Origin of the sequence: Arthrobacter rhizophilus (assembly GCF_026241105.1) — a bacterium.
Classification (GTDB): domain Bacteria; phylum Actinomycetota; class Actinomycetes; order Actinomycetales; family Micrococcaceae; genus Arthrobacter.
The window spans coordinates 1-24,243 of sequence record NZ_JAPFFT010000034.1 but is presented as its reverse complement, the minus strand read 5'-3'; the positions used below and the strand labels follow the sequence as shown (position 1 = coordinate 24,243).

The 24,243-nt window shown below is 59.8% G+C and carries 20 protein-coding genes; 12 read left to right on the top strand and 8 right to left on the bottom strand.

Features of this window, described 5'->3' with window-relative positions; translation table 11 throughout:
• The first annotated feature begins 51 nt into the window (after positions 1-51).
• The 4 genes from OOZ51_RS19620 (at position 52) to OOZ51_RS19605 (ending at position 3,796) form a co-directional block, all read left to right on the top strand.
• Positions 52-924, top strand: coding sequence for a fumarylacetoacetate hydrolase family protein (locus tag OOZ51_RS19620; protein ID WP_265981455.1), 873 nt, complete (start codon positions 52-54; stop codon positions 922-924).
• Positions 921-1,826 carry an alpha/beta fold hydrolase gene (locus OOZ51_RS19615; protein WP_265981454.1) on the top strand — a complete coding sequence of 302 codons (906 nt, stop codon included), beginning with the start codon at positions 921-923 and terminating at the stop codon, positions 1,824-1,826. Before OOZ51_RS19620 ends, OOZ51_RS19615 begins: the two co-directional genes overlap by 4 nt.
• 45 nt (positions 1,827-1,871) lie before the next feature.
• On the top strand, positions 1,872-3,140 hold the full coding sequence (locus OOZ51_RS19610) for a metal-dependent hydrolase family protein (protein ID WP_265981453.1): 1,269 nt from the start codon (positions 1,872-1,874) through the stop codon (positions 3,138-3,140).
• A 164-nt stretch (positions 3,141-3,304) separates the two neighbouring features.
• Positions 3,305-3,796 (top strand): DUF1097 domain-containing protein, encoded by a 492-nt coding sequence (locus OOZ51_RS19605; protein WP_265981452.1) that lies wholly within the window; start codon positions 3,305-3,307, stop codon positions 3,794-3,796.
• 265 nt (positions 3,797-4,061) lie between these two features.
• Here the strand turns inward: OOZ51_RS19605 and OOZ51_RS19600 are convergent, their stop codons facing one another.
• Positions 4,062-4,199 (bottom strand): hypothetical protein, encoded by a 138-nt coding sequence (locus OOZ51_RS19600; RefSeq protein ID WP_265981451.1) that lies wholly within the window; start codon positions 4,197-4,199, stop codon positions 4,062-4,064.
• Between the two features lie 36 nt (positions 4,200-4,235).
• Here OOZ51_RS19600 and OOZ51_RS19595 point away from each other — a divergent pair, with 36 nt between their 5' ends.
• Positions 4,236-4,745, top strand: coding sequence for a flavin reductase family protein (locus tag OOZ51_RS19595; protein WP_265981450.1), 510 nt, complete (start codon positions 4,236-4,238; stop codon positions 4,743-4,745).
• 254 nt (positions 4,746-4,999) lie between these two features.
• Here OOZ51_RS19595 and OOZ51_RS19590 read toward each other — a convergent pair whose 3' ends face one another.
• Positions 5,000-5,218 carry a hypothetical protein gene (locus OOZ51_RS19590; protein ID WP_265981449.1) on the bottom strand — a complete coding sequence of 73 codons (219 nt, stop codon included), beginning with the start codon at positions 5,216-5,218 and terminating at the stop codon, positions 5,000-5,002.
• 398 nt (positions 5,219-5,616) lie between these two features.
• Here OOZ51_RS19590 and OOZ51_RS19585 point away from each other — a divergent pair, with 398 nt between their 5' ends.
• Positions 5,617-6,639, top strand: a complete 1,023-nt coding sequence (locus OOZ51_RS19585; RefSeq protein WP_265981448.1) for a LacI family DNA-binding transcriptional regulator — start codon at positions 5,617-5,619, stop codon at positions 6,637-6,639.
• A 65-nt stretch (positions 6,640-6,704) separates the two neighbouring features.
• Entirely contained in the window at positions 6,705-7,250 is a 546-nt protein-coding gene (locus OOZ51_RS19580; protein WP_265981447.1) for a heme-degrading domain-containing protein, read from the top strand.
• A 413-nt stretch (positions 7,251-7,663) separates the two neighbouring features.
• Here the strand turns inward: OOZ51_RS19580 and OOZ51_RS19575 are convergent, their stop codons facing one another.
• Positions 7,664-8,107: a cytotoxic translational repressor of toxin-antitoxin stability system gene (locus OOZ51_RS19575; protein WP_265981445.1), complete on the bottom strand. Its 444-nt coding sequence runs from the start codon at positions 8,105-8,107 to the stop codon at positions 7,664-7,666.
• A complete protein-coding gene (locus OOZ51_RS19570; protein ID WP_265981443.1) occupies positions 8,104-8,544 on the bottom strand; it encodes a hypothetical protein in 441 nt (146 codons plus the stop codon). Before OOZ51_RS19570 ends, OOZ51_RS19575 begins: the two co-directional genes overlap by 4 nt.
• A 1,872-nt stretch (positions 8,545-10,416) precedes the next feature.
• Between OOZ51_RS19570 and OOZ51_RS19565 the strand changes: the two genes are divergently transcribed.
• From OOZ51_RS19565 to OOZ51_RS19555, 3 genes are read left to right on the top strand one after another with little or no spacing between them, the layout of a single operon-like run.
• Positions 10,417-12,033 (top strand): phosphotriesterase family protein, encoded by a 1,617-nt coding sequence (locus OOZ51_RS19565; protein ID WP_265981441.1) that lies wholly within the window; start codon positions 10,417-10,419, stop codon positions 12,031-12,033.
• Entirely contained in the window at positions 12,030-13,085 is a 1,056-nt protein-coding gene (locus tag OOZ51_RS19560; RefSeq protein ID WP_265981440.1) for a phosphotriesterase family protein, read from the top strand. The genes OOZ51_RS19565 and OOZ51_RS19560 overlap by 4 nt, the downstream gene beginning before the upstream one ends.
• Complete coding sequence (locus OOZ51_RS19555) at positions 13,082-13,900, top strand: alpha/beta fold hydrolase (RefSeq protein ID WP_265981438.1); 819 nt, start codon at positions 13,082-13,084, stop codon at positions 13,898-13,900. The genes OOZ51_RS19560 and OOZ51_RS19555 overlap by 4 nt, the downstream gene beginning before the upstream one ends.
• A gap of 769 nt (positions 13,901-14,669) precedes the next feature.
• Here the strand turns inward: OOZ51_RS19555 and OOZ51_RS19550 are convergent.
• The 4 genes from OOZ51_RS19550 to OOZ51_RS19535 all read right to left on the bottom strand — a co-directional run bounded on the left by OOZ51_RS19550 (position 14,670) and on the right by OOZ51_RS19535 (position 19,858).
• Positions 14,670-15,740 (bottom strand): HoxN/HupN/NixA family nickel/cobalt transporter, encoded by a 1,071-nt coding sequence (locus OOZ51_RS19550; RefSeq protein WP_265981436.1) that lies wholly within the window; start codon positions 15,738-15,740, stop codon positions 14,670-14,672.
• A 309-nt stretch (positions 15,741-16,049) separates the two neighbouring features.
• The gene (locus OOZ51_RS19545; protein ID WP_265981434.1) at positions 16,050-17,603 is read right to left on the bottom strand and encodes a sugar ABC transporter ATP-binding protein; all 1,554 of its coding nucleotides are present in this window, start codon (positions 17,601-17,603) and stop codon (positions 16,050-16,052) included.
• Between the two features lie 11 nt (positions 17,604-17,614).
• The gene (locus tag OOZ51_RS19540; protein WP_265981432.1) at positions 17,615-18,784 is read right to left on the bottom strand and encodes a sugar ABC transporter substrate-binding protein; all 1,170 of its coding nucleotides are present in this window, start codon (positions 18,782-18,784) and stop codon (positions 17,615-17,617) included.
• Positions 18,785-18,841: 57 nt separating this feature from the next.
• Positions 18,842-19,858 (bottom strand): ABC transporter permease, encoded by a 1,017-nt coding sequence (locus OOZ51_RS19535; RefSeq protein WP_265981431.1) that lies wholly within the window; start codon positions 19,856-19,858, stop codon positions 18,842-18,844.
• Positions 19,859-20,359: 501 nt separating this feature from the next.
• On the opposite strand from OOZ51_RS19535, the gene OOZ51_RS19530 reads away from it, so the two are divergent.
• Both OOZ51_RS19530 and OOZ51_RS19525 read left to right on the top strand, forming a co-directional pair.
• Positions 20,360-21,772 (top strand): aminotransferase class III-fold pyridoxal phosphate-dependent enzyme, encoded by a 1,413-nt coding sequence (locus OOZ51_RS19530; RefSeq protein WP_265981430.1) that lies wholly within the window; start codon positions 20,360-20,362, stop codon positions 21,770-21,772.
• 85 nt (positions 21,773-21,857) lie between these two features.
• Positions 21,858-23,005 (top strand): IS3 family transposase gene (locus OOZ51_RS19525; protein WP_265981429.1). Its coding sequence is split into 2 segments (ribosomal slippage): positions 21,858-22,131 and positions 22,131-23,005, totalling 1,149 coding nucleotides; the frame shifts between segments, so codons are not numbered across the junction.
• The last annotated feature ends 1,238 nt before the right edge of the window (positions 23,006-24,243 follow it).

Genomic DNA, 24,243 nt, shown 5'->3' with positions numbered 1-24,243 from the left:
CATGTATCGTCTTTCTTATCAATTATCGATAATCGATCAAGGGAGATCACTTTGAAGCTCATCACTTTCCGCCACCAGGGCATCCAGCAGTCGGGTGTCCTCAGCGAAGATGCCTTGACCGTGACCGTCGTTCCCGGCGCGCAGGATTTGCTTCCACTCATCGAGAACTGGGCCGAGGCGGCGGCGCAGCTCGCAGCCTTGTCCGGTCCGGCAATCGACGTCGCCGAGGTGGAACTTCTCGCCCCGATCCCGCTCCCCCGCCGCAACATCTTCTGCGTCGGACGCAACTACGTCGAGCACGCGAAGGAATTCGCGAACTCCGGGTACGACGCCACGGCCAGCGCCTCGGCGCAGCCGGACTACCCGGTGGTGTTCACCAAGGCACCGTCCACAGTGATCGGTACCGGCGCGGACATCGACCCGCACACCGGAGTGACCTCCGAGCTCGACTACGAAGCCGAACTCGGAGTCATCCTCGGCAAGGGCGGCCGCGGCATCAACAAGGCCGATGCGCTCAAGCATGTCTGGGGCTACACGATAATCAACGACGTCACCGCCCGCGACCTGCAGAAAAACCACAAGCAATGGTTCCTCGGCAAGAGCCTAGACACTCACGCACCGATGGGCCCCTGGGCCGTCACCCGCGACGAGGTCGGCGACGGACCACTTGACCTCCTCTGCACGGTCAACGGCGAAACCCGGCAGAAGGCCACCACGGCCGATCTGATCTTCGACGTCCCCACGATCATCGAAACCATCAGTGCCGGTATCACCCTCCAGCCAGGGGACATCATCGCCACCGGCACCCCGGTCGGCGTGGGCATCGGCTTCACCCCGCCGCGTTTCCTGACCACCGGAGACGTCGTCGAAATCAGCATCAGCAAACTCGGTACCCTGCGGAACCGGATCGGAGAAGGACGATGAGCACTACAACTATCCCCGCCGGCCTGACAGCTGTGGGGACAAAACAGCTCTTTGTCGAAACCGCCGGCGTCGGCCCGGACGTGGTCCTGGTCCACGGCCTGGGCGGCACCACCAGCTTCTTCGAACCGCTGGTCGCCTCGCTGGCTGAACGGTTCCGGGTAACCCGGTATGACTTCAGCGGACACGGACGCTCACCCCTGGCCGGGGAACTGACGTTGGAATCCCTGACAGCCGAACTGGCCCTCATCGTCGAATCCCAGACCGTTTCCGGCCGGGCGCACCTCGTCGGGCACTCGATGGGAACCCTCATGGTCCAGCAGCTCGCTTCGACCCGCCCTGACCTGGTCCAGAACGTCGCCCTCGGCCCGGTCAGGCAACAGGCCCAGGCCGCCAAAGACGCCACCCGGGCACGCGCCGCCCTCGTCCGGGAGCACGGCATGGCAGCCGTAGCCGACACCGTCGCCAACGCAGCCACTGCCGATCACGCAGCGATCGGAAACCCGCTGGTCCGGCCCTTTGTCCGCGAACTGCTCCTCGGACAGGACCCGGGAGCCTACGCCCAGGCCTGCGAAGCCCTCGCGGACGCTACCAACCCGGACCTGACCGCCATCCAGTCCAAGGTTCTGCTCCTGACCGGCAGTGAGGACAAAGTCAGCACCCCGGTCTCCAACGAGGCCATGGCCGCAGAGCTCGGCAGCGCCGAGCTGCTGGTCGCACCCGGAACCGGGCACTGGACAGTACCCGAGTCACCGGACTTCGTCACCGCCGCCGTCCTGGACTTCCTGACGAGTACGACCCGCACGCCGGCTACGAAGAAGACATGCGCGTGCAGCAACGCCGGCCCGGGCTGCCAGTCACGCCGCCAGCAGGCCATCACCATGCAGATCCGCAAAACCACATAGCAACCCCTCCACCGCATTCCATCTCAAGATAAGGACAACGAAGTCATGTCGAAAACCCTCTTCACCAACGTCAACATCCTCGACAGCACCGGAGCCCAGCCTTTCCCTGGCGAAGTACTCATCGTCGATGAGCGCATCACCGACGTCCGTCCCGGGTCCGGGAACCTGCCCCGCGAGGGCGTCAAGGTCATCGACGGCCGCGGTCAGACCCTGATGTCGGGCCTGTGCGACGCACACACCCACTTCACCTGGAACAACGGTTCCCTCGACGCGCTGGGCACGATGCCCGTCGAAGAGCACCTGCTCCACACCGTGCGGTCTGCCAAGACCTACATCGACTACGGCTACACCATGTGCTTCGGTGCCGCCAGCGCCAAGAAGCGCCTCGACGTCGTCGTCCGCAATGCCATCAATGCCGGCGAAGTCCCGGGGCCCCGTTACCTGGCCAACGGTCAGGAAATCGCCACCACCGCCGGCGAACTCGTTCCCGGCATCACCCAGATCGCCGACGGTGTCGAGGAGATGCGCAAGGTCGTCCGCGAAACCATCGGCCTGGGCGTTGACCAGATCAAACTCAGCATCTCCGGCGAGGAAATCACCGGAACCCAGGCCGCCACCGACACCTACATCACCGAGGAAGAACTCCAGGTCGCCGTTGACGAGGCCCACCGCCGACACGTCCGCGTCTGCACCCACGCTCGCAGCCGCGACTCCGTCATCATCTCGATCAAGACCGGCGTGGACATGATCTACCACGCCTCCTACATCGACGACGAAGGCATGGACCTGCTCGAAGCCGCCAAAGACCGGGTCTTCGTCGCCCCGGCCATCAACTGGCTCGTCGCCACCATCAACGACGCCGAAGCCTTCGGCTACTCCCACGAAGACGCCGAAAAGGCAGGCTACGTCCACGAACTCGAGGTCGCCATCAAAGGCATGCAGGAAATGCGCCGCCGCGGCATCCGCGTCCTGCCCGGCGGGGACTACGGCTTCGCCTGGACCCCCCACGGCACCTACGCCCGTGACCTGGAGCACTTCGTCAAGCTCTTCGGCTACACCGAAATGGAAACCATCATCGCAGCCACCGCCCTCGGCGGGGAACTCTTCCAGAAACCCAACGAACTCGGCAAAGTCCTGCCCGGCTTCTACGCCGACCTCATCCTGGTCGACGGCAACCCGCTCGAGGACATCACTATCCTGCAGGACATTACCAAGATCACCGCAGTCATGAAGAACGGCGAATTCCACCGCGAACCGGCCGAACACACCCCGGCAACCCCGGACACCGCCGACCTGGAACTCATCCACCTGTAAACCGCCAACCTGAAGCGGAGTGCGGCCCTGGCCCCGGCACGGGGCCGCACTCGAAGCCATCCTCAACACCATCAGGACGCCACCGCTTTCACACAGCAGCAATTCACGGCCCTGCCTTCCTTTCAAAAAGACAATGACGCCATTTTGACCCTAAGGAACCACCAATGAAGCCCCTCGTCACCATCGGAATCACCGCAGGCATCCTCGCCGGCCTCTGGACCCAGTTCAGCACCCCCTTCGGGCTCATCACCTGGGTCGGGTTCCTCTCCTGGGCATGCTTCTTCGCCGCCGGCGGAAAACGTGCCGGACTGCTCAAGACCATCCCCGCCAACCTCTCCGGCGTGCTGTGGGGCGCGGCCATCGTCTGGGGAGCCGCAAACCTCCCCATCCCCGGAGCCCTCGGCATCTCCGTCGCCATCGCGGCCTTCGCGATGTGCGTCCAGGCACGCTGGAGCATACTGGGTTTCATCCCCGGAGCGTTCGCCGGATGCGCAGCATACTTCGGCACCACCTTCGATGCCGCCGGCACCTGCGCGGCCCTGATCGCCGGGGCCTGCCTCGGCTGGCTCTCCGAATACACCGGAGGCCTTCTCACCAATGCCGGCAAGAAGGACCAGCCACCCACCCAGCTCGCCGAAACCCAGGCCGTCGCCTAAACCGAACGGTTCGCCTTACGACCGGCCAAGGCCGCTACATCCTCAGGTGCCACCGGTCACGTTCAAGCCGGTGGCACCTGAACCACAGCCCGTGTCCTAACAGCGGTAGCCAAGGATCCACCATGAGTCCGACCACAGCACATGCCACTCCCGAGCTCCTCCCGGTCAGACATGGAACTCTGAAACCTCAACCAGGGCGCCGCTTCCGTGCCGATGACTGGTTCCGTCTCCCCGCAGCAACAGTAGAAGTCCGCCAGAACGGCACCTACGTCAGAACCGCACGGGTCGACGCCGAAACCACGGACTCGAGAAGGCTCCGGCTATGCAGGAAGGCGTCGACTCCCGCCAGCTCACCGACAAACTCGACGAATACGAAATGCGGGTCGACCAGCAACAGTTTCACTACATCCAACAGGACCGGTAGCCGAAGGAGGCAGCCATGACCATCGTCACCGGACAACTCGGCACGATCGATCCCGCGCACGTCCGGAACGTCATGGCCGTGGTGCCCACCAGCGTCACCGTCATCGCCGGACAACCCGAACTCACCGGCGAACACTCCGCCATGATCGTCGGCTCGTTCGTTTTCATTTCCCTTGAACCGTGCTTTGTCGGCTTTTTCGTCGGCCACGAATCCACGAGCTGGCCACAACTCAACAAAGCCACGGTGCTCGGCATCAGCACACTGGGCTCAGTACAGACCGATATCTGCCGCAAGCTCGGCAAAAAGGAAGCGGACCGCTTCGCCGACGGCCTCTGGAGACGGGGTGCTTTCGGCGCACCGCTCGTCACAGGTTCGGTGGCGACCATGGAATGCCAGATCGAGAACGTCACCAAAATCGGCGATCACGACTTCGTCCTGGCCCGTGTCCTCGGACTCAACACGGGAAGCGCCACAAACCCCCTCATCTTCCAAAACCACGAATTCTCCGGGCTCCTCCCCGGCTGACACCATCTTGGGCCTGTGGGAGTCGGGAAGACGAAACGACCGCAGTAAACATCCCGAATCCGAAGCATTAGTCAAGCTGTGGCCCACCTGGGGATGTCTCGTAACTCCCTGGGGGCACACCAATTCGAACGCAGTTTGAAAACAATAGGCGGCGCGAGGATGGCGCTTGCGGATCCTTCTATGGGACAGCTCCATTGAGCCGGCAGCTCTACGGACCGATCTCGATCGTCCAGCCTGATGCTCTGTGGGCAACATCAAGAATCGCGAAGTTGCTCAATCACTGAGCGCAGCACGTGCGCGTCGCTATCTGAAAGTGAATGCCGGCCACGGACGGCGGTATCCAAGTCTATTCTCCCGGCACGGCCGCCCTTTGCCCTAAACGTGACCCACAGATACAGCAGGGTGAAGTCGCCGTTATCCAAGCCACCTTGGACCTTCCGCAGTACGTCCTCGATATCCAACAGTTCTCCCATGCGTGATTTCTCGTCTGGGCATCGCACCAAGCTATTGAACGCCGGAGCAGTCAGTATTGATTACGTTTGGGCCGTCTGCACCGGATGCGTCATCCGCGACAGAGGAGCACACCGTACATCGGAAGGCCCCCGTCGAGACGCCCCCTCCCGCGGGGCCGGCGGTCAGGGATTGCGGCTGGTCTTGGTCGAACCTGGATTCTGGCACTCCTGACGGCCATCACCATTGCCGCAACCTTCGCAGTCCCCGAAACCAAAGGGCGAAGCCTGGAAGACCCCAGGGACGCAATCCACGAAAAGCGCGCCGCGCAGCTACAAGGTTCCTAGACCGCTGATTGGTAAGGTCGATAGGCGGGCAGCACCGCTATCCCGCCTATCGACCTCACCGGCAGGAACCTGGAATGACCCCGCGCATCACCCTCGAAGACGTCAGCAAGGCCGCCGGAGTCTCAAAGTCAACAGCGTCACTCGTTGTTCGGGGCAGCTCCCGCATCCCGGAAAGCACGGCCGCCAAAGTGCGCGAGGCCATGGATCAACTCGGATACGTCTACAACCGGTCGGCCGCGAACCTGAGGCAAAACCGGTCCATGACCATCGGATTGGTCGTCACCGAGATCATCAATCCCTATTTCGCCGAACTGGCCATGGCCGTCGACGAGATCACCCACGAGGCCGGATACACCATCTTCATCGGCTACAGCCGCGACCATGCCGACCGCCAGCACGAAATCATCGCCTCCATGATCGAACGACAGGTCGATGGGCTCCTGCTGCTCCCGGCCCCGGACACCGACCCCGGAAAGCTCGCCAAACAGGTCAACGCAGCAGGCGTCCCGCTCGCACTGCTCGCCAGGAGATTCCCTGGATTCGACTACGTCGGCAGCAACAACGTCAAGGGCGCCACACTACTCGGGGAGCACCTGGCCGCCTTGGGCTGCAGAAGCGTCGCCTTCCTCGGTGGCCGCAGCGCTTCCTCCCTCGCGGAACGGGAAGAAGGACTCCGCAACTCACTGGAACCCAACGGTTGCGAAGTATGGAGCCCGGATGAATTGCGCAGCCCCATTACCCCCGAGGGTGGCTCAGCCGCCGTCGCCCGGCTCTTCGACCTGGGCAGGCTACCGGACGCGATCATCGCGTACAACGACATCGTCGCTCAGGGAATCTACGACGAAATGCGCCGACGTGGCCTCGAACCCGGTCGCGACATCGCCGTCGCATCCTTCGATGACACACGCATCGCCGCGGGCCAAGTCCCTCCCCTGACGTCCGTGGCGGGATTCCCGCAGCAGGTCGGCGCGAAAGGCGCCGAGATGCTCATGACCCGCCTTGCTGACGGCAACGCAGACATCCCCACCCAATTGGCCCTCATCCAGCCCCAACTCAAGATCCGGTCCTCAACCGCGACCTGGCGCACCCGCACATAGCGCATACCCGGGGCGAACCGCCGCGAGGACGGCAAGTCGCTCCAACAGAGAGGAAACAACCAATCATGGTCCACGACGCGACCGTTGCCCCCGAGCCGGAGTTCGACCCGGACTCCCGAGACGAACAGCCCGACGGCGCGCTGCAGACGCTGATCGAACGCCTCGAAAACGAAGTCAGCGCCTTTCACCTGGACAGCTTCGACCAGGCTGACGCCCTGGCCCTGGGTCTGTTGCTGGTGGATCTCGCTACCCGGCGGAACCTCCCGGTCGCTATCGACATCCGCCGGAACGAACACATCCTCTTCCACGTCTCCCTCCCCGGAGCGACGCCCGACAACGAGCTTTGGGTTCAGAGAAAGAGCAGAACCACCGAACGGTACGCCCAGCCATCACTGCTGGTTGGACTCAAAGGCCGGCTCGGCGGAGGCAGACTCGAACACAATGGATGGTTCGACGAGAGGCGCTATGCCTCCCAAGGAGGAGCCTTCCCGATATTCGTCAAAGGCACCGGGCACGTCGCCACCGCAACAGTCTCGGGACTCCCGCAAAAAGCCGACCACGACCTCGTCGTCGAAGCACTGACCACATTCCTCAACCGCAGCAAAGGCTGAGGAGGCACCATCGGCTGGCGGGGCAAATGAGCGCTCCATAGATCTCAGGGGGCTGCCGATGATGAGGAATATCCCGTGCTGAACGACTCATTTCTGAGGCTCTTCACCAGGTAATTTGCCCCGGACTTTCCTCTACACCCAACCGGCGCGACAAGTCAGGCTTTTTCAACAGTCAGGGGCCAAATAGTCCCCTGACCTGCGGAAACACTGTGCCCGAGATGGGACTCGAACCGCATTCCAGCCCTTGCAAACACAGGGATGTCCCGAAAACATGCCGAGTACGAGCGAGTCCGGCACCGGTACGGCCCAGTCCGACGGCAAGGTTGTGCACATTGTGCACACGCCACTTTTTTCACGGAGACGAATGTCCGCTGTGGCAGGTGCAACCCTGTCCGAGCAACCGGGGAACCGTCTCAATCGTCCTGTCCTCCCCCTTGCGACATCCAGTAATCGTTGATCGCCTGAACGGCCTGCTCTTTCGTCATGCGGGCAACATCTCGTTCATTCATTCCAGCGGTGTGGGTGAGTTGCCAGACCAGCGCCAGGGGAATAGCCGAAGCGGGAGGGGCTGCCGTTCCGCGGGCAGGCAGTGCTCCGTCGTCGACGCATGCCCAAAACTCATCCTCACTGACCTCGAGCTGGTCTTGGAGAATGTGGTTCCAGATCGAACTCGAATACGTGGTGCGGTCCACCGGGCGGGAAATCCGGGTCCGCAAGATCCGTCCGTCTTGCAGAATCAGCCGGTAGGTTGCGTGATGGCGCACTGGTTTCCCGCGGGCATTCGTCACCAGCTCCCAGCCCTCGGTTAGACAGAACTTCTCATGGTCGTCCCGCCCGCCCCCGCGTCGGACGCTCATGCCACCGAGCCGGTGAGCCAGGCGGTCAATTGCTGATCGGTGCACAGATCAATGAGCTGAACCAAGGCCCAGTTCTCGCGGTGATTGGGCGCCGCGTGCAAATGGTCCTCCCAATCCTCCGCGTAGTCCCGCAAAGCATCGACGAAGTCCGCCAAGGCTTCAGCCAGTTCCGTGGCCTCAGCGGCAAAAGGCTGCCCTGGCATGAAGACAGCCCATGCTCCGTCCTCATTCACGACCTGGGCATTGGCGACGACCGTCAATTCCAGATACCGGCGCAAGCTCTCTCCATTGACGACGGCGGCCGTGGCTCGGTCGGGCCGCCGTATCGTGGACAGCCCTCCCCGCTCGCTGGCATCGAGGATCGTCTTCAACGAATCCCGCGCTTGGGTAAACCCGTAGACGTGTCCACCGACTGTCTCATGTGTGGGGGTGCTCATATATCAATGATCCGCACGTACATCAGGTACGTCAAGTACGTCTACGTTGTTTTCCGTTCCGTGGTCGTCACTGGGACCATTTGGTGGCTGATGCCGTGGCAAAATCACCGAAGACTGTTCCTGCGGGGATGACGACGTCACGCGCTTGGCAGTTTCCGCGGATCAGGGAACCCGCCAATCGTGAACAGGCGCTGCCAGCCGATGCTTGTGAAGCAACGGAGCCGCCCTACGCAGGCTTGAAGGTTCGGGCTATTCCCTCACCGCTTACCCGATACCGTTCATTCGCTAGACCGTAGTCTTTTCCCTCTGGCCACGCTCCCGCAATGAAAACGCGCAGGTCTAAGAGCGAGTCGCGAGCAATTTGCAATAATCAGCCGCAAAAAATCAGACTTAAGTGTGGGCAGTGTCCACACCGCATTTGTCAGGACAAGGCGGACACACGCAGCCCCCCTTACGATCGGGAGCGCCTTTCCAGGAAACTTCGGAGCCAAAGCCGGTTTCATCATGTCGTTCCCCGGACCCTCAGCCATGAACTGGTGTTGGCCATCCACGACCAACCCGCCAGAACCGGAATGGAGAACCGCATAACCCTACCCCAGAGCAGGCAGAGGGCCCACCAGCCAGGACCCTGAACGCGCCACCCACACACACCTTCATAGGCCACCGCGGCCGCCAGGCACCAGCCGCGAACCAGCGTCAGAGGGACCTGACCACAAGCTTTGTACACACGTTAAAGCAAAAACCCCCTCTGAGGAGGGGGAATGCTGTGCCCGAGGTGGGACTCGAACTGCATTCCGGGCCTTGAAATCACTGGGGAGTCCGGAAAACATGCCGAGTACGGGCCAGTACGGCCGATGTACGACCCAGTCCGAAGCCCAAAGTGTGTATGTTGTACACACTCCCCTGGCGGCCCTCCGAGTCACCGACATGTACCGCACTCCAAGGTACAGACCGTGAACCCGACGCATTCCGGCGAGCGAAAAGCCGAGGCCAGCAACGCGACGTCGCAGATATGCGACGCAAACCAATCAGTCACCTGAAATGCGTCCTCAAAGAGTTGCGCCCTTCGTCCGCTTCTACGGTACTCAGGCTCAGGGACGGCAACGGCTGGTGTGATCGCTGCTCGGCGCCGAGGCAGAATGGGCAGTCGAGGATGTCAAGGGCGGACCCGCATGCCAAACAGCCCTCATTTTTCAATACCGGGGGTACTCGCAGTGGCAGCTTGCACTCTACGGATGGCCGATGCCAGCTGCTGTTCACTAGAGTTATCCGCTTCATGTCGAGCTTCCTGGTGTTTCAGACTGAATGGTTGGCTCGCCTCCGAGCCTTCTTTTAAGATTTTCGGTTCTTCCCTCCGGCCAAAGGGAACACTTTGGCCTATGGGGACGCCAAGAGAATAAACGTCCCTTGGATGAAAGAATGATGAGCACTGCCGTCTCATGGCCTTCTGCCGAACCGGGCCGTTGGCCACATCGTGAAATTTATTAGCGCGCCACAGCGAATGTGCTCGTCATAATTAACTCCTAACCAAACCAATCCGCTGCCCGAAACTGACCTGCGTTAATACTGTTGTCCAGCTCGAGTTAATCTCAACCGTAAGACAGACTCGAATTCAGGGGAAACAACAATGTGGACCGAATTCACAAGCTCCCGCTGTGTGAAACAGAACGCGAGAGTGACAGTTAGGCACACACTTCGGCACGCGTCATTGAAGGACTCCACACCGTCCTCCAGCGGAACATTCTGCCCGAGCTCCGCACCTCTATCGGCGTCCGGTGGAGCCACAGCACGAACAGTTTTGGTCGGGGCGGCCTTGGTTGTCGTGGCGAAGCTCTCGGAAGTGACTTTAGAAGTGATTGACCATCCCGCTGGATGAAAGCGAGAAGAATCGATGTTTCTGCAGTTCCATCGAGCAACTTACTGTTGCAGCATGCGCTTGATGTGCCCTACTTCGCCGCCGGTTTTGCCCCTTCAGGCATCCGCGAACGCTTGGGGGAATCCGCAACTGGCCATGCATCCGGAGCCACCAACTGTCGAGCGGAACGTTCGAACGGTTTAGCCAAGGGAGTTCAGCGTATGAAGCACGAGGGACCAAGGGACGAATCTGCAGGCCATGATGCCATGCGGTCGCTGAGCGACCCCACGCACGGTCAAAAGTCCCATGGATGGCGTCCACATCGCCACGAGTCGCATTTGGGTGGGGAAGTTATTCCGCTCTTAGGGTCGCCAGCCGGAAAGCCCGAGCGCCATAACGACGGCGACGAGCTCGCCACCATGAATCTCCTGGCGATCGCACAAGTCATGCAGGACAAAGCTGGACGCAAGCCCCCGGCAGAGGGAGACGTCGCGTCTCAAAGCCTGCGGGCCGATTCCGTTCAGAGTCCTGAGGAAGATTCTGAACCCCAGTTCGCCCAGGGCGTCTTAGGGCCGATCCATGTGGGAGATCTCGGCAAGACAAGTCCTCACGAGCATCTATTAGTCGATATGTCGAACTGGCTTATTCCACCCTGCCATGATCATGACATGGACATGCCGGACCTACCCATCACGCTTGAGAATTTAGGAAGAATCCGACGCAATGGGGTGTCAAACAGCAACAACGCACTCCTAGACAACGTCGACGATGCGATAGCGGAAATCCTTGATTTCAAGAACGCGGGCGGAAGCACCATTGTCGAAGTGACAAATGACGGCTTCGGACGCAATCCACAGGGCCTGGTAAGGATCGCCCAGGAATCTGGTCTCAACATCATCATGGGTAGCGGCTACTACATGGATGCTACTCATCCGCCAGACATGGATTCTCGTAGTGTTGAGGAATGTGCACAGGAGATCATCAACGATATTCTCGTGGGTGCGAACGGTTCTACAATCAAGGCTGGAATCATCGGAGAGATCGGCTGCTCCAGTGGCGGGATAACGCGCAATGAGGAAAAGGCTCTTCGGGCTGCCGCTCTTGCCCAGGTCGAGACAGGAGCTCCCATATCAGTGCACCCGCCGATCCCCTTTGAGAAGCATGGTCTGAAAATTCTGGACATCCTTGAGAGCGAAGGTGCCGATCCCCGTCGCGTCATCATGTGCCATATGGACCACACGCTCAAGGACTCTGGCTACCACAAGTCCGTGGCCGAAAGAGGATGCATCATCGAATTCGACCGATTCGGCAACGAGTGGTATCACGACACTTGGGGTCATTGGTACGAATGGCGGGACATTGAACGCCTGAGGGCCGTGAAATGGCTACTCGACAACGGCCATGAAGATCAGGTAACAGTCGCTCAGGACATTTGTATGAAAATCAATCTCAGGAAGTACGGGGGGTTCGGATACGGCCACCTGTTGCGAACTGTCGAACCATTGTTCGAAAGAGTCGGAATTGATGAGCGGCTGGCGAAGAAACTCCTCATTGATACACCTCGCAGACTTCTAGCGTTCGATCCGCCCGGGTCAAAGCTGCCTAGTTCCAACGCTGTAAGCCACAGGAGTTGAGCATCGAAATGTCAGGTAAGTTTGCGATGACTGTCCGTGGTCTGGTGAGGGCAGAGGACCTGGGCCTCACATTGCCGCACGAACATGTCCTGTTCGATCGAAGCGATCTATTCATTGAACCAACCCATCCGTTCAAGAAGGCAATTGTCGATAGTCCGATTTCGATGGATATCTTCGGGGCCCTGGTCAGGGATCCGAACACCAACCACGAGAATCTGGTCTTGTTGGACGAGGGGCACGCCTTGAGGGAACTCAAGGCCTTCCGGGAGGCGGGCGGAAAAACAATTGCTGACCTAACTGCCCCGCACAAGGGTCGCGACCCTCGAGCGCTTCTCAGGCTGTCCGAGCACAGCAATGTGAACATCATCATGGGCACGGGCGTCTCCACCGCGTCTCGACAGGACGCGTGGATTTTAGATCTCCACGAAACCGAAATTACGGAGTCCTTGATCAAAGAGATCACTGATGGAGTTGGAGATTCAGGAATTCGTCCCGGGGTAATCGGTGAGATAGGAGTTTCACCGAGCATCCTCCCATTGGAGCGGAAAGTGCTTCGTGCCGCCGCGCAGGCTCAGGCGGTAACCGGGCTCCCCCTGAGTGTGCACTGTCTGCTTCCTTGGGGAAGGAATGCGCTGGAAGTGGTAGAGGTTCTTGACGAGGCCGGGGCGAACCTGGATCGGGTCATCCTAGGGAACATGAGCCACGCGGCTTCGGAAGTGTCGTTCCACCGTGCGGTCGCGGAGCGCGGAGTGATGCTTGAATTCGATCGGTTTGGCGCCGAGTTCTACTACGAGAGTTCTGGCGATTACGCGGACTGCCGCGATGCCGATGTCCTCGATGTCATTGCCCAGCTTGCCGCCGACGGACTAGGAGATCGAATCTTACTGTCTCATGATGTTTCCTACAGGACTCAGCTACAGGCATTCGGCGGTTACGGCTTTGCGCACATCCCTCACCACATCGGTCTATTTCTGCAGCACCGGGGCGTGTCGGACCAAGACATTGAGCGAATGATGATCGAAAATCCTGCTCGAGCCTTGTCAATCGGATGAGCGGCAGCAAGGGCTATGTAAATGCCGCCCACGGTCAACTCCACTACCGCCGCGAGGGCGACGGCGGCAAGGCGGTAGTGCTGCTGCACCAGGCCCCATCGAGTTCTTGGATGTGGGAAATGGTGACACCGCGTCTCGCTGCGCGTGGCTATGACGTCGTCGCGTTTGATCTCCCCGGCCACGGCACTTCAGACTCCCTTCCAACCGAACCGAGCCTCCAGGATTACGCCGGGGCCATCGCTCAGGGTACGGCGGAGTTGGGTCTTAATGAGTACGCCGTTGTGGGTCACCACACCGGTTGTGCTGTCGCGATGGTGTTATCGGTTCTCCACCCCGATCGGGTCAAGGCAGTTGTTGGCTGGGGCATACCGCGCCTCGCCGAGCCGATCAGAGCCGTGCTCGCCCACGAGCCACCTCCCGAATACGACTACAACGGCACTGAGATCCTAAATTCGTGGCGTGCCTTCTGGAAAGAAGCTACGGCCGAGTCGCGCCCGAATGCCTGCGTGAGGTCAATGGCCGAGATGTTACAGACGGGAGACAAACGAGCCTTCGCACACCGCGCGGTTGGGCGAGCAAATTTCGATGAACTCATTGCTGCCATGACCGTGCCGATGCTTGCCCTAGCTGGGTCCCAAGAAATGCTGCGCAAAGAAACTGAGGCTGCGGCGCGGCTTTCACCTCTGATTACCTTCTCGGAATTTGGCGATGCCGGGACGTATGTCGCCGATGAGCAGCCCGATGCCTTCGCTTCGGCAATCGATGACTTTCTACGCGGAGCCGAGTTCACACCCAGTAAGGGCATCCGTTGGTGAGTGCTGAAGACACAAGCGGGCGCGTAGTCCAGGAACGCGAAAACCCCTCGCGTTGAGAGTTGCTTGAAAGTCATACCAACCTCAGAAGTCGCAATCAATCCTGCGGTTCTCGGAGCCTACATGCCATGGGCAGCGCGCACTTCGTCCCGAACCTTGGAATCCCCTGCGCTCCCGAGCTCGATTTGATGCGTGGACGACCACTTCCGATATTGTGTGGAGCTTGTCGAGAACCGCCATACGTTCGAGGACGTCTTGTGGCCCACTCGAACGGAATACATAACTCTGGCGGGCAACTTCGGACTGGCCGCTGCGTCGTGGGTCGATGGCTGGCACTTTCGTCGGCCGCGATGCGGTTCAAAGTCTCCTATGAACAGAAGACCGCCTTACGTTGGTCTTGCCGCCGGTCCAGCGGGTGGAAGTCAGGATGGTGGCGTTGTTGGCCCGGCTCCATTATTACGCACGGCCCACGGGAGATATCCTTCTTGACTTCCAAGTCCTCAACGGCGTCGTTGACGACGGCGGCAACAAGTCGCGGGGCCGCCCAGGCCGAAACCAACTCCGTGCCAGGAACCTCGCCCATATCGCCCAGCAACGCCGGACCACGAGCTTATCCACCACGCCGGCGATGGTTCTTCCGCGAGGTAAGTCCGAGGTCCTCCGGACGAGATCAGGACAGCTACCGCGGCAATTCCATGGCCAAGGTCATCACCGCGTTCGCAATACTGATGATCCAGCAGACCGAGTCTCCCCGTGCGCTGCATCACCCGGGTTATCGGGGTAGTAACACTTGGACCTCGCTGGAGGCGATGTTTCGCCGGCCTCGCAGCACGGACATTCCCCACACTGCCAGAAACGCTGCGACCAACAGCAGCCCGGCTTCGCCCAGGTCGATTGAAGCCAACCATGTCGTCACTGGATCTCCGAGTCCGAATGCCGCCTTAAAGAATCCGCCTAGAGTGATCAACGAAATGAACAGGGCCGACAACGCTGATATGCCGGTGGTCAAAACATTGAAACCGAGCTTTCGCTTTGGATTGTGGATTGCCGATTTGTACATGCGCATCATAGCGACTCCGTTTGTCGTGTCGCACAGGGTCATGGCGGCGGTGAACGCGACAGGAAGAGCCATCAGGGCAAATGGCGAGACTCCCGCAAGCGACGCCGCCATTGTCATGACCAGCAACCCGATGGTGGTTGCAGTGTCGAACCCCAGCCCGAATAGGAAACCTATAACGTAGATGTTCCGCGGTTGCTGGACCCCACACAGCGGTTTCGCCAACAGCCTGGCGACGAATCCCTCCGCCTTGAGGTCTTCCTCGCGTAACTCTCCCCCTCGTTGTACGCGCCTGTACACTCGCGCGGACCTAAGGAAAGCGGATCCGTTGAATAGCCCCATGGCCATCAGGAAGAGTCCCGACACTCCGCTCCCGATCAACCCCACCACGAGGTTTCCTGTGGTGCCGTCCTGCATGAGTTGGCCCACCAGCGCTGCGCCGGCAACCACTAGGATGCCGGCGAGTACCACAACCGAGCTGTGGCCGAGGCTAAATGCAAACCCAACGCTCACCGGTTCTTTCCGCTGGGCCACAAACCTCAGGGTCGAATTATCGATGGCTGCGATATGGTCCCAGTCGTAGCTGTGTTTGATGCCTGCCAAATAGGCGGTCAGCACGAGGCTCAGGGCCAGCTGCCCTCCGACCGCCGTCGAACCGACGAAGAGAAGTACGACGGCGGCAAGGTGCAGCGCGGCTACGGCGCCGTACGTGAATAGCAACCGGGTCCGTAACGGAAGATGCTCGCGCTGGCGGTACATCGTGGCGAATTCGGTCAAAGTGGCCATCAGTACTTCCTCAGGTTCAGTTGCTATTTGCCAAGCGAGTGTTCAGGTCGAAGGCCGCTGCAAGCAACCAGTGAATTGAGTTGCTGGTTCAGGGGGACCGTCAAAGGCCACCGGCCGGGGCGGACCACTCGCGAGGTCCCCAGAAGTGATCTGTCGATCGGGGACCCCGCGGTGGACCTTGCCGGTCAGACCTGCAGCTGAAGATCCGGCCACGGCCAGAATCCAGCCCTTGCCCGAGGAATCTCCGATATTAGACGGCATCCTCGCTGGGTCCGGACTTCCGTTCCTGTGCTAGTCGCATCGTGCAGTTCAGGCCGATCGCGCAGACGATTCAGAGTAGCAACGCTCGACGATTCGGTCTTGAGTCAAGGCCTCGTGTTCAAGTTCCGCGACGATGCGGCCGTGTCGGAAGACCAGGACCCGGTCGCAGAGATGTGCGAGGTCCTCATACTCTGCACTTGCCAGAAGTACTCCGGTCCCGTTGGCGGCGGCGGTCTGTATATGCTCGAAGATTTGCTTTCGGGCTCCCACATCCACACCCTGCGTTGGCTCGTGCATGATGAATATTTCCGGCTCGGTTTCGAACCATTTTGCGAGTAGAACTTTCTGCTGATTTCCTCCGCTGAAGGTACCGAGGGGCGCATCGGCTGTCGGGGGCCTGACTTGGAACTGTTGCATCAGTCGGTGTGTATGTGCAAGTTCCTCTCGACGGCGAAGTCGGCCACTGATGAAGTGATTTCTAAGGGTTGGCAAGGTGAGGTTCTCACTGGCCGTTGCATCGGCAACGGCGCCGTCCCTTCGTCTGTCCGCTGGCAAGAGTGCGATTTTCCGCGCCATTGCTGCTTTGGGGGTAAGCTTCGCGATGTCGATCTCTGGGTGGCTGCTCGTGGTCAGACTGCCAGTCACTGCGCGCTCCGCTCCGAACAGCAAGTATGGCAGTTCCTCCCAGCCCATCCCCACGAGCCCGGTGATTCCGACAACCTCGCCTCGCCTTATGTCGAAGGAAACGTCCTTCACGACGCTGCCTGAAACTCCACGAAGAACGCACGCCGTTTCCGCCGTGGAGGTTCGTGCCGTTGCCGGGTAGAGCTCTTCGAGTTCGAAACCTAGGATCGAGCTGATGAGGTCCTGTTCGGTCATAAGCGCCGTTGTTTCTGTCCCGATAAGCGACCCGTCCCTCAGAATCGAGACACGATCGGTCAGCGCCTGCACCTCATCTAGCCTGTGGCTGACAAATATCACGCCGAAGTCCTGGGAAGCGATATCTCGTACGGCTTCAAAGAGCCGGCCTACTCCATCACGCGGGAGATAAGCCGTGGGCTCATCCAGAACAAGAACTCCCCGTTCGAACTGTCTCAGTTCCTCCAACGCCCGAAGAATCGCAATCAGCGCCTGCTCAACGGGCCGCAACTCCCGGACGAGTGAGTCCGGTCCTGCATCGATGCCAAACCTCTCAAGTGACTCCGCCACCTTCCTGTTTTCAGAACGCCACGAGACGCGCCAGGCGGGTCCCGTCTCGTAGCGGCCCAAACGAAGGTTTTCCGTGATCGTTGCGTCGGGTACGAGAGCGAGGTCTTGGTGGACAAAACTCATGCCGAGGCCGCCTGTACTGCCCAACGACAGCGGGAAGTCGAGCTGACGACCATCGAACTCCACCGTTGCCCCGGGGTCTGGCTGATGGTAACCAGCGAGTATTTTGATCAGTGTTGACTTGCCCGAGCCATTCTGTCCGAGCAGGCCGTGGACCTCTCCTCGATTGATCTCGAGATCCACCCCGCGCAACACTGTCCTTCCGCCAAACGTCTTCGACACATTCTTTGCCGAGAGAAGCGGTCCAAGGTCTTCTTTCATCTTCGAGCTCATGTTCGTTTTCTCTAGAGCCAGAGGGCGGAGTAACCTGACTTGAAGTCAGCACCCTCCCATGTTGATTCCGGCGCGTTCAAGTCCGGGATGTTGGATTTGTCGAAAAGCCGAAGCGGGATCTTTGTATCTGCCAGCGGTGCCATGCCGGTCAGGACACGCAGCGTCTGATCCGCGGTTGCCCATGCCGCCCAGGCAAGAGGGCTGTGCACGAGAGCAGCCGTGGAATTGGGATCCTTCTGCATAGCCTGCATTGCCGCCAGATTTCCATTGAAACTAGCTGTCCGAACATCGTTGCGACTGGATGCGACAATCTGAGGCAGGATCCACGTCAGATGGGAGTCATACAGTGGCAGAAGCCAGTTGATCTTGCTGTTCTTCAGAGCAGCCGAGGCCTGGCTCGGAACTCGCTGTGCCCATACCGCGGCCTGGGCATCATAGAGTGTATCAACGTTGCAGGTCTTGGGGCACAGCTGGGCGAATTCAGACTTCAATCCGTTTACCGCCGCCCCGCTAGTGCCGACGTCAGTGGACTCCCAAGCCGCCGCATTGACGTTTGCAGCGGAAGCCATGATGGCATAGTCCCCGACCAAGGCCATCCCTCGCCCATAACCGAACGAAACCTGGGCGGCCACACCAATCGACGTCTCGTCCTTCGCGCCCGGATCCGCGTTGAACATCTGAACGACAGGAATGCCGGCGGCTTTCGCTGACTCAACAGATGCCTTGATCGCATCGGTACTGATCGCCAAGTTCAGTATTGCGTCAGCCTTCTGGCTGATCGCTTGGTCGAAGTATGTCGCGGCTTTGGCCGGTGAAGCTCCTGCGTCCCGCACTTCAACTTGTACCCCGCGAGGCTCAAGCGCTTCCTTCAGTCCCGCGACGAGGGCGTCAGTGAAGGGGCTCCCGATGAAGTTGGCAACGAAGAATACTTTCTTCCCCTTTGCCGAGGCAGTGGAGAATTTCGGACCGGGAGCTACGAAAGTCACCGGCTTCTTGGCTTCGTTAACGCGATCGGTTGCGGTCTTGACCGCCGCAACTTGCTCCGAGGTGAGTGAGGAATCGGCCGCCTTCACGCTAGTGCCGTTACCACAGGCTGACAGCGCGACCAGTCCAGCGGCGAGGGTTAGCCCCCAGACGGACATGCCGAGCCCGCGTCCTTTTACCAAGCTTTTCTTATTCATTGAATGCACTTTCTCTTTGGGAGTGAGGAGATCATCGAACTAAAGAAACGTGAGCGGCTAGCGTTTGCGAAGAGACACGAGTTTCGATAACGTCACGGCAATAACGAGGGATCCGCCATAGAAAACATCTGCGATCCAGCCTGAATAGCCGAGTATTTCCAAACCAGTAATGCCCGTGATAAGGAAGTAAACGGCAATGAACGATCCAAGGGGGTTGAACCTGCCAGGGGTGAAGGCGGTAGAGCCAAGAAAGGCCGCCGCATATGCTGGGAGCAGGTAGGAGTTTGCAATATTCGGATCCACCGAACCGAGGCTGCCGGCGAGAACCACTCCGGCAGCAGCGGACACGGTGCTCGTCGCGACCAATCCACCAGCACGTAGTGCGTTGACACGCAGCCCCGCCAAACGCGATACCTCACGTCCCGCTCCGACGAAATACAAATAGCGCCCGAGCGGCGTGTAGCGGTACACATACCAGACCGCAAGCGTGAGAGCCAAGGCCCCCCAGAACGCAACGGGAAGACCCACCAGGTTGTATCGCGTTATAGTCACGAGCGCATCGGATACTCCTGAAACCACTTTGTCGTTGATCGCACTGGCAAGCCCGACAAGGAGCGTTCCTGAGCCGAGCGTCACGATAATAGATGGGACGCCCAACCGGACGACAAAGAACGCATTCACGAAGCCCACAAGCACGCCAGAACCTATCGCAACAACAATCGCTGGAACGATCGGCCAACCCTGAACTACGTTGAGCCAGCCGATAAGAACGTAGGAAAGACCCAGAGCCCCCGCCACAGACAGGTCAAATTCCCCGACTGTCAAAGAGAACAGCGTTCCGATGGTGAGCATCAGCAGCACGGCCTGCGAACCGAAAATTGATGCGAAATTCGAACCCGTGAAGAAGGTGTCCGGCTGCAAAATCGAAAACACTGCGATAATGACCAGCCAGACGATCAGGATGCCAAATCGACTGAGAAGATCAGAGAACTGTATGCGCTCCCTGAGGGCTGGCACCTTATCGGAGACCTGTATGCGCTCCTTGAGCGCTGGCACTTTGGACGGTGAGTACATTGAAAAGGCTACTTTCGTTCCGGTAATGGTGGTTCACGGGTATTGCTCGGGAACTCCGAACTTTGTGATCACACGACTCAAACTGGTGAGATCAATACTGAAACGAGCCCACTTGAGTGGTTCGTCTCCTGCTAGAAGTTAGCCAGCACAGCCGGGGCACCGTCCAACATCAGTCGGGTGGTATTCCACAACGCCGATGCGTAGGTTCTTCGAGCGGCACCCCGTTCGACGACCGCTCGACTCCAAAGAACCTTTCTGCTGGGACGCTCGCCTCGCCGGTCACGGCTTTGAGTGTGGCGTGCCACTCAAACCACGGACAACCGCCCGCCAGCAACGAGCGTGCATCCTCCGTAGCGCTCCTGGAGATGAGACGCCTTCACACAGAACCTTTCGCGGGATTGATCCCCTTACGTTGTAAAAGGCCCAGTAAAGAATGTTGGTCTCACGAATGGGGCCGGGAGTAGCGTCGTTGTTCTGAAACCCGTCTGCGTTAGGAATGTCATGAGTACGAGCTCCACCGCCATCGCCCCGACTTTGTCTGCAACTTCTTTGCGACAATCGGCAAAGAATCACCTGTGGCGATTCTCATCGGACATGACACTGGCTGATCGCGAACCGTTGCCCATTTTCGTTAGCGGCAAGGGATGCTACGTGCAGGACATTGAGGGAAGAAGCTACCTCGATGGAATCTCGACACTCGGATGCGTGAACCTGGGGTACTCGTTCGGGGCCGAGATGGGTGCGGCTGCGGCGGCACAACTGACAGAACTTGGCTTCCACAGCAACTTCGGGTCTACGCATCCCCGCGCGATTGAACTGGCCGAGAAAATCGCTTCACTTGCCCCAAGCGGAATGGAGCGCGTGATCCTCCTTCCCGATGGAAGCACTGCGATTGATGCAGCGTGGAAGCTGGCACGGCAATATCACACCATAAGGGGTGATCAAAGGTGGAAGGCGATAAGTCGTAATGACGCTTACCACGGCACCACTCTGGGTTCCGGGTCCCTCAACGGAATCGCGGCCTTCCGTCACGGATTTGAGCCCATGCTGGCGCCGGGTGTTTCTCACATCCGCAATGCAGTTCGATACCGTAGACCAGAAGGCGAAACCGAAGAGCACTTCACACAAACGTTGCTCGGCGAGCTCGAAGCTCAGATTTTGAATGAGGACCCGAGCACCGTGGCCATGGTTCTGATGGAGCCTGTTCAGACAAGTGGGGGATGCATCGTTCCCCCGAAGGGTTATGCAGCCGGGGTACGCGAAATCTGTGATCGGTACGGAATTCTTCTTGCGGCGGATGAGGTCATCACTGCGTTTGGCCGTTTGGGGGCATGGTTTGGCTCGGAGCTTCTCGAAATGAAGCCCGACATCATCATCACGGCAAAGGGACTTTCCTCCGCACATGGCGCAATAGCCGCCGTCGTCGCTTCGGAGGAAGTCTATGATCCCTTCTACTCAAAAGGGATCCCGTTTGTACATGGGAATACCTTCGGTGGCCACCCGGTTCAAGCCGCAATCGCCCTCAAGAACATCGAGATACTCGAACGCGAAGGCATCCCGGGCCACGTTCGAAGCAACAGCGCTGAATTGCGTGGAACTTTGGAGAAGCTCCTGGACCTTCCAATTGTCGGCGACGTGCGTGGAACGGGCTTTATGTATGGCATCGAGCTCGTCCAGGACAAAGAGTCAAAGGAGCCGTTCCCGTTCTCGCAAAATGGAACTCCTGGGACGGTGAGCCCGGCAGACGTGCACAAACGACTAATGGATGAGGGAGTCATGATCCGTTTCAACTTCCCCGGCCAGACGCCAGTAATAAGTGTCATGCCACCCCTGGTTGCAGATACGCCGGAGTTTGAACACCTCGGCGCCGCGTTGACCAAAGTGCTCTCGGAACTTTCCGACTTCGCAGCTTGAGACCATGGTTGGGTCCCCGAGTAGGAGTCCAGTGTTTGTGTGAGTTTCGTGTCCGAGAATGGACACAGGAGGAAATTCACGAATCATGGCACGCAGACACACCCCCGAACAGGTCATCGCCAAAGTCCGGCAGGGCCAGAAAATGCTCAACGACGGGCGCCCGATGGTCGAGGTCATCAAGGAGCTCCAGGTCACCGAGGCGACCTGGTACCGGTGGCTGAACCAGTACGGGTCCGAGAAGAACGCCGAGGCGTCCAAACGGACCAGGGAGCTGGAGAAGGAGAATGCACGGCTCAAGCGGCTGCTGGCCGAGAAAGAACTGGCCATCGACATCCTCAACGAGGTGGCGAAGGGAAAATTCTGAGCCCCGAACCCCGCCGCCGTGCCGTGCGCATGGCGGTGGAGAAGTTCGGGGCGTCCGAACGCTTCGCGTGCAAGCTCATCGGGCAGAACCGGTCAGCGTTCCGTAAGAAGAAACCCGACATGGGCTTCGAGGAAGCACGGCTTCGCGCAGCCCTGCGGGCCGTCGCCGTGAAGCACCCCGTCTGGGGCTGGCGGAAGGCTCGCTGGCACCTGCTGGCCCAGCCGGAGTGGCACGGTGTAGCGCTGAACCGGAAGCGGGTGCGCCGGCTCTGGCGCGTCGAGGGCCTGGTCTGTAAACCCAGGGCGCGGAAGAAGCGCCGCACCGGGCCCGGCGCCGGGGAGCAGAAGCGCCTCACGGCGCAGTATCCAATGCATGTGGTCAGCTTCGACTTCCAGTCCGATGTGACCTCCTGCGGGCGGCACATCAGGTTCTTCAACGTCATCGACGAATACACCCGCACCGCCCTGGCCATCATCCCGCGCCGATCCTTCAAAGCCACTGACGTGGTCGCCGTGCTGGAGGACATCATCGCCGAAACCGGCACCGCGCCGACCTACGTCAGGTGTGACAACGGGCCGGAATTCACCGCAGCCGCTCTGGTCGAGTGGTGCAGCACCGCCGGGGTGGACACCGCGTTCATCGACCCGGGATCACCCTGGCAGAACGGCTTCATCGAATCCTTCAACGCCCAGTTCAGAAGGGAGCAACTCTCCGGAGAAATCATGGACACCATGGCCGAGGCAAGGTATTTGGCGGAGGAATGGAAAGCTATCTACAATCATGAACGGCCCCACGGATCCCTGGACGGCATGACGCCGAAACGCTACTGGGAAAACTGGACGCAAGAAAACCAATTAGCTATCGCATAGACGCTGGACTGCTAACGGGGGCCCAACCAACCAGGTCGGATTTAGATCACACGGCTGCACAATAGATACTCGGTATTTACATTGGGCAAATGGCAGGGGTTCTAACAAAGAACTCAGAACGGTCGACCGTCCCGTCCCCGATGCGTTATCGGGGATGGGACAGTCGTTCGATTTGGGAATGGATATTCTGCGCGCGCCCGATGACTACTTGGCAAGGAACTCCACGCCTCAAGTGACAATCCGCGCTGACCGCCTGTCGGCCGATATTCCGCCCCAACCATCGAATCGGTTGAGCTGCGAGGCGTTCGGGTCTTGACGGAGCCGAGTTTCCCGCAAAAAGGGGCTACCGTTGCCGAACATGAGGAGTGATCGCCGGCACGTTTCGCGCGCGCCTGGCGCAGCTTGAGCATGGCTCGTTCGCTGCAGTCCTAGGCCTATCTAATCTCGAGAGAATCCGAGGCGACCTGCAACCAACGTTCACGGACTGACACAGCCGACCTAACGTTGTGCACGCTCGTTGGCTTGTTGCTGTGTAGAGCAGAAGAATAGTCCGGAATCCCCGGACTTGCTGCGGGCGGAACGCACCGAAGGCAAGAAGCGCAGGCTCGTCTTGATCGTTCCCGCAACCTCAAAGGTCGTCCGGCCACGGTCTCCGGGGCCTAAGTTGCCCCGGCTCGCCGGAAGCCCAAACATAGCCCAGCGAGGGCACCAGCACTGTTCTGTTCCAAGTTTTTCGACACGAGCTCCTCCTGCTCTTGGTTCCCAGCGATTCCGACGCTGTGCGGGCGGATCCGTCCCGGTCGGCCGCCTACGGACGGTACTCAGCGGGGGCGTCAGTGACGGTCAAAAGCTCAACCATAATGCCGATCGACCGACTGCACCCACGCTTGACGTCAAGGACTCTGGCGCTCCGACTGAAATCCGAGACCGTGATCCGTTTGGCCTCAGAATGCGGACCGGGCTCACCACTGGCCGCGTCCGGAAGTCGGATGAAGCGGTCAATCTGGAGCGCCCGCACCTGGCCAACCCGCGTCAACCAGTCTGGCCAATCAGCGCTCCTGCTGCCTCTGGGTAACGAAGCTTGAGCGCTTGCCTCGTGCCGTTCAACGGCGAAGAGGCTGCGACTGAGATGTTGTTGTCGATTTTGTAGCCCAGCTAGACGATATGAAGTGAAGGCAGATCCTGCCCGTCCGGGCCGGGGCCATTATCGCCGGGGCGGTCCCGCAGCGCCGGCTTGG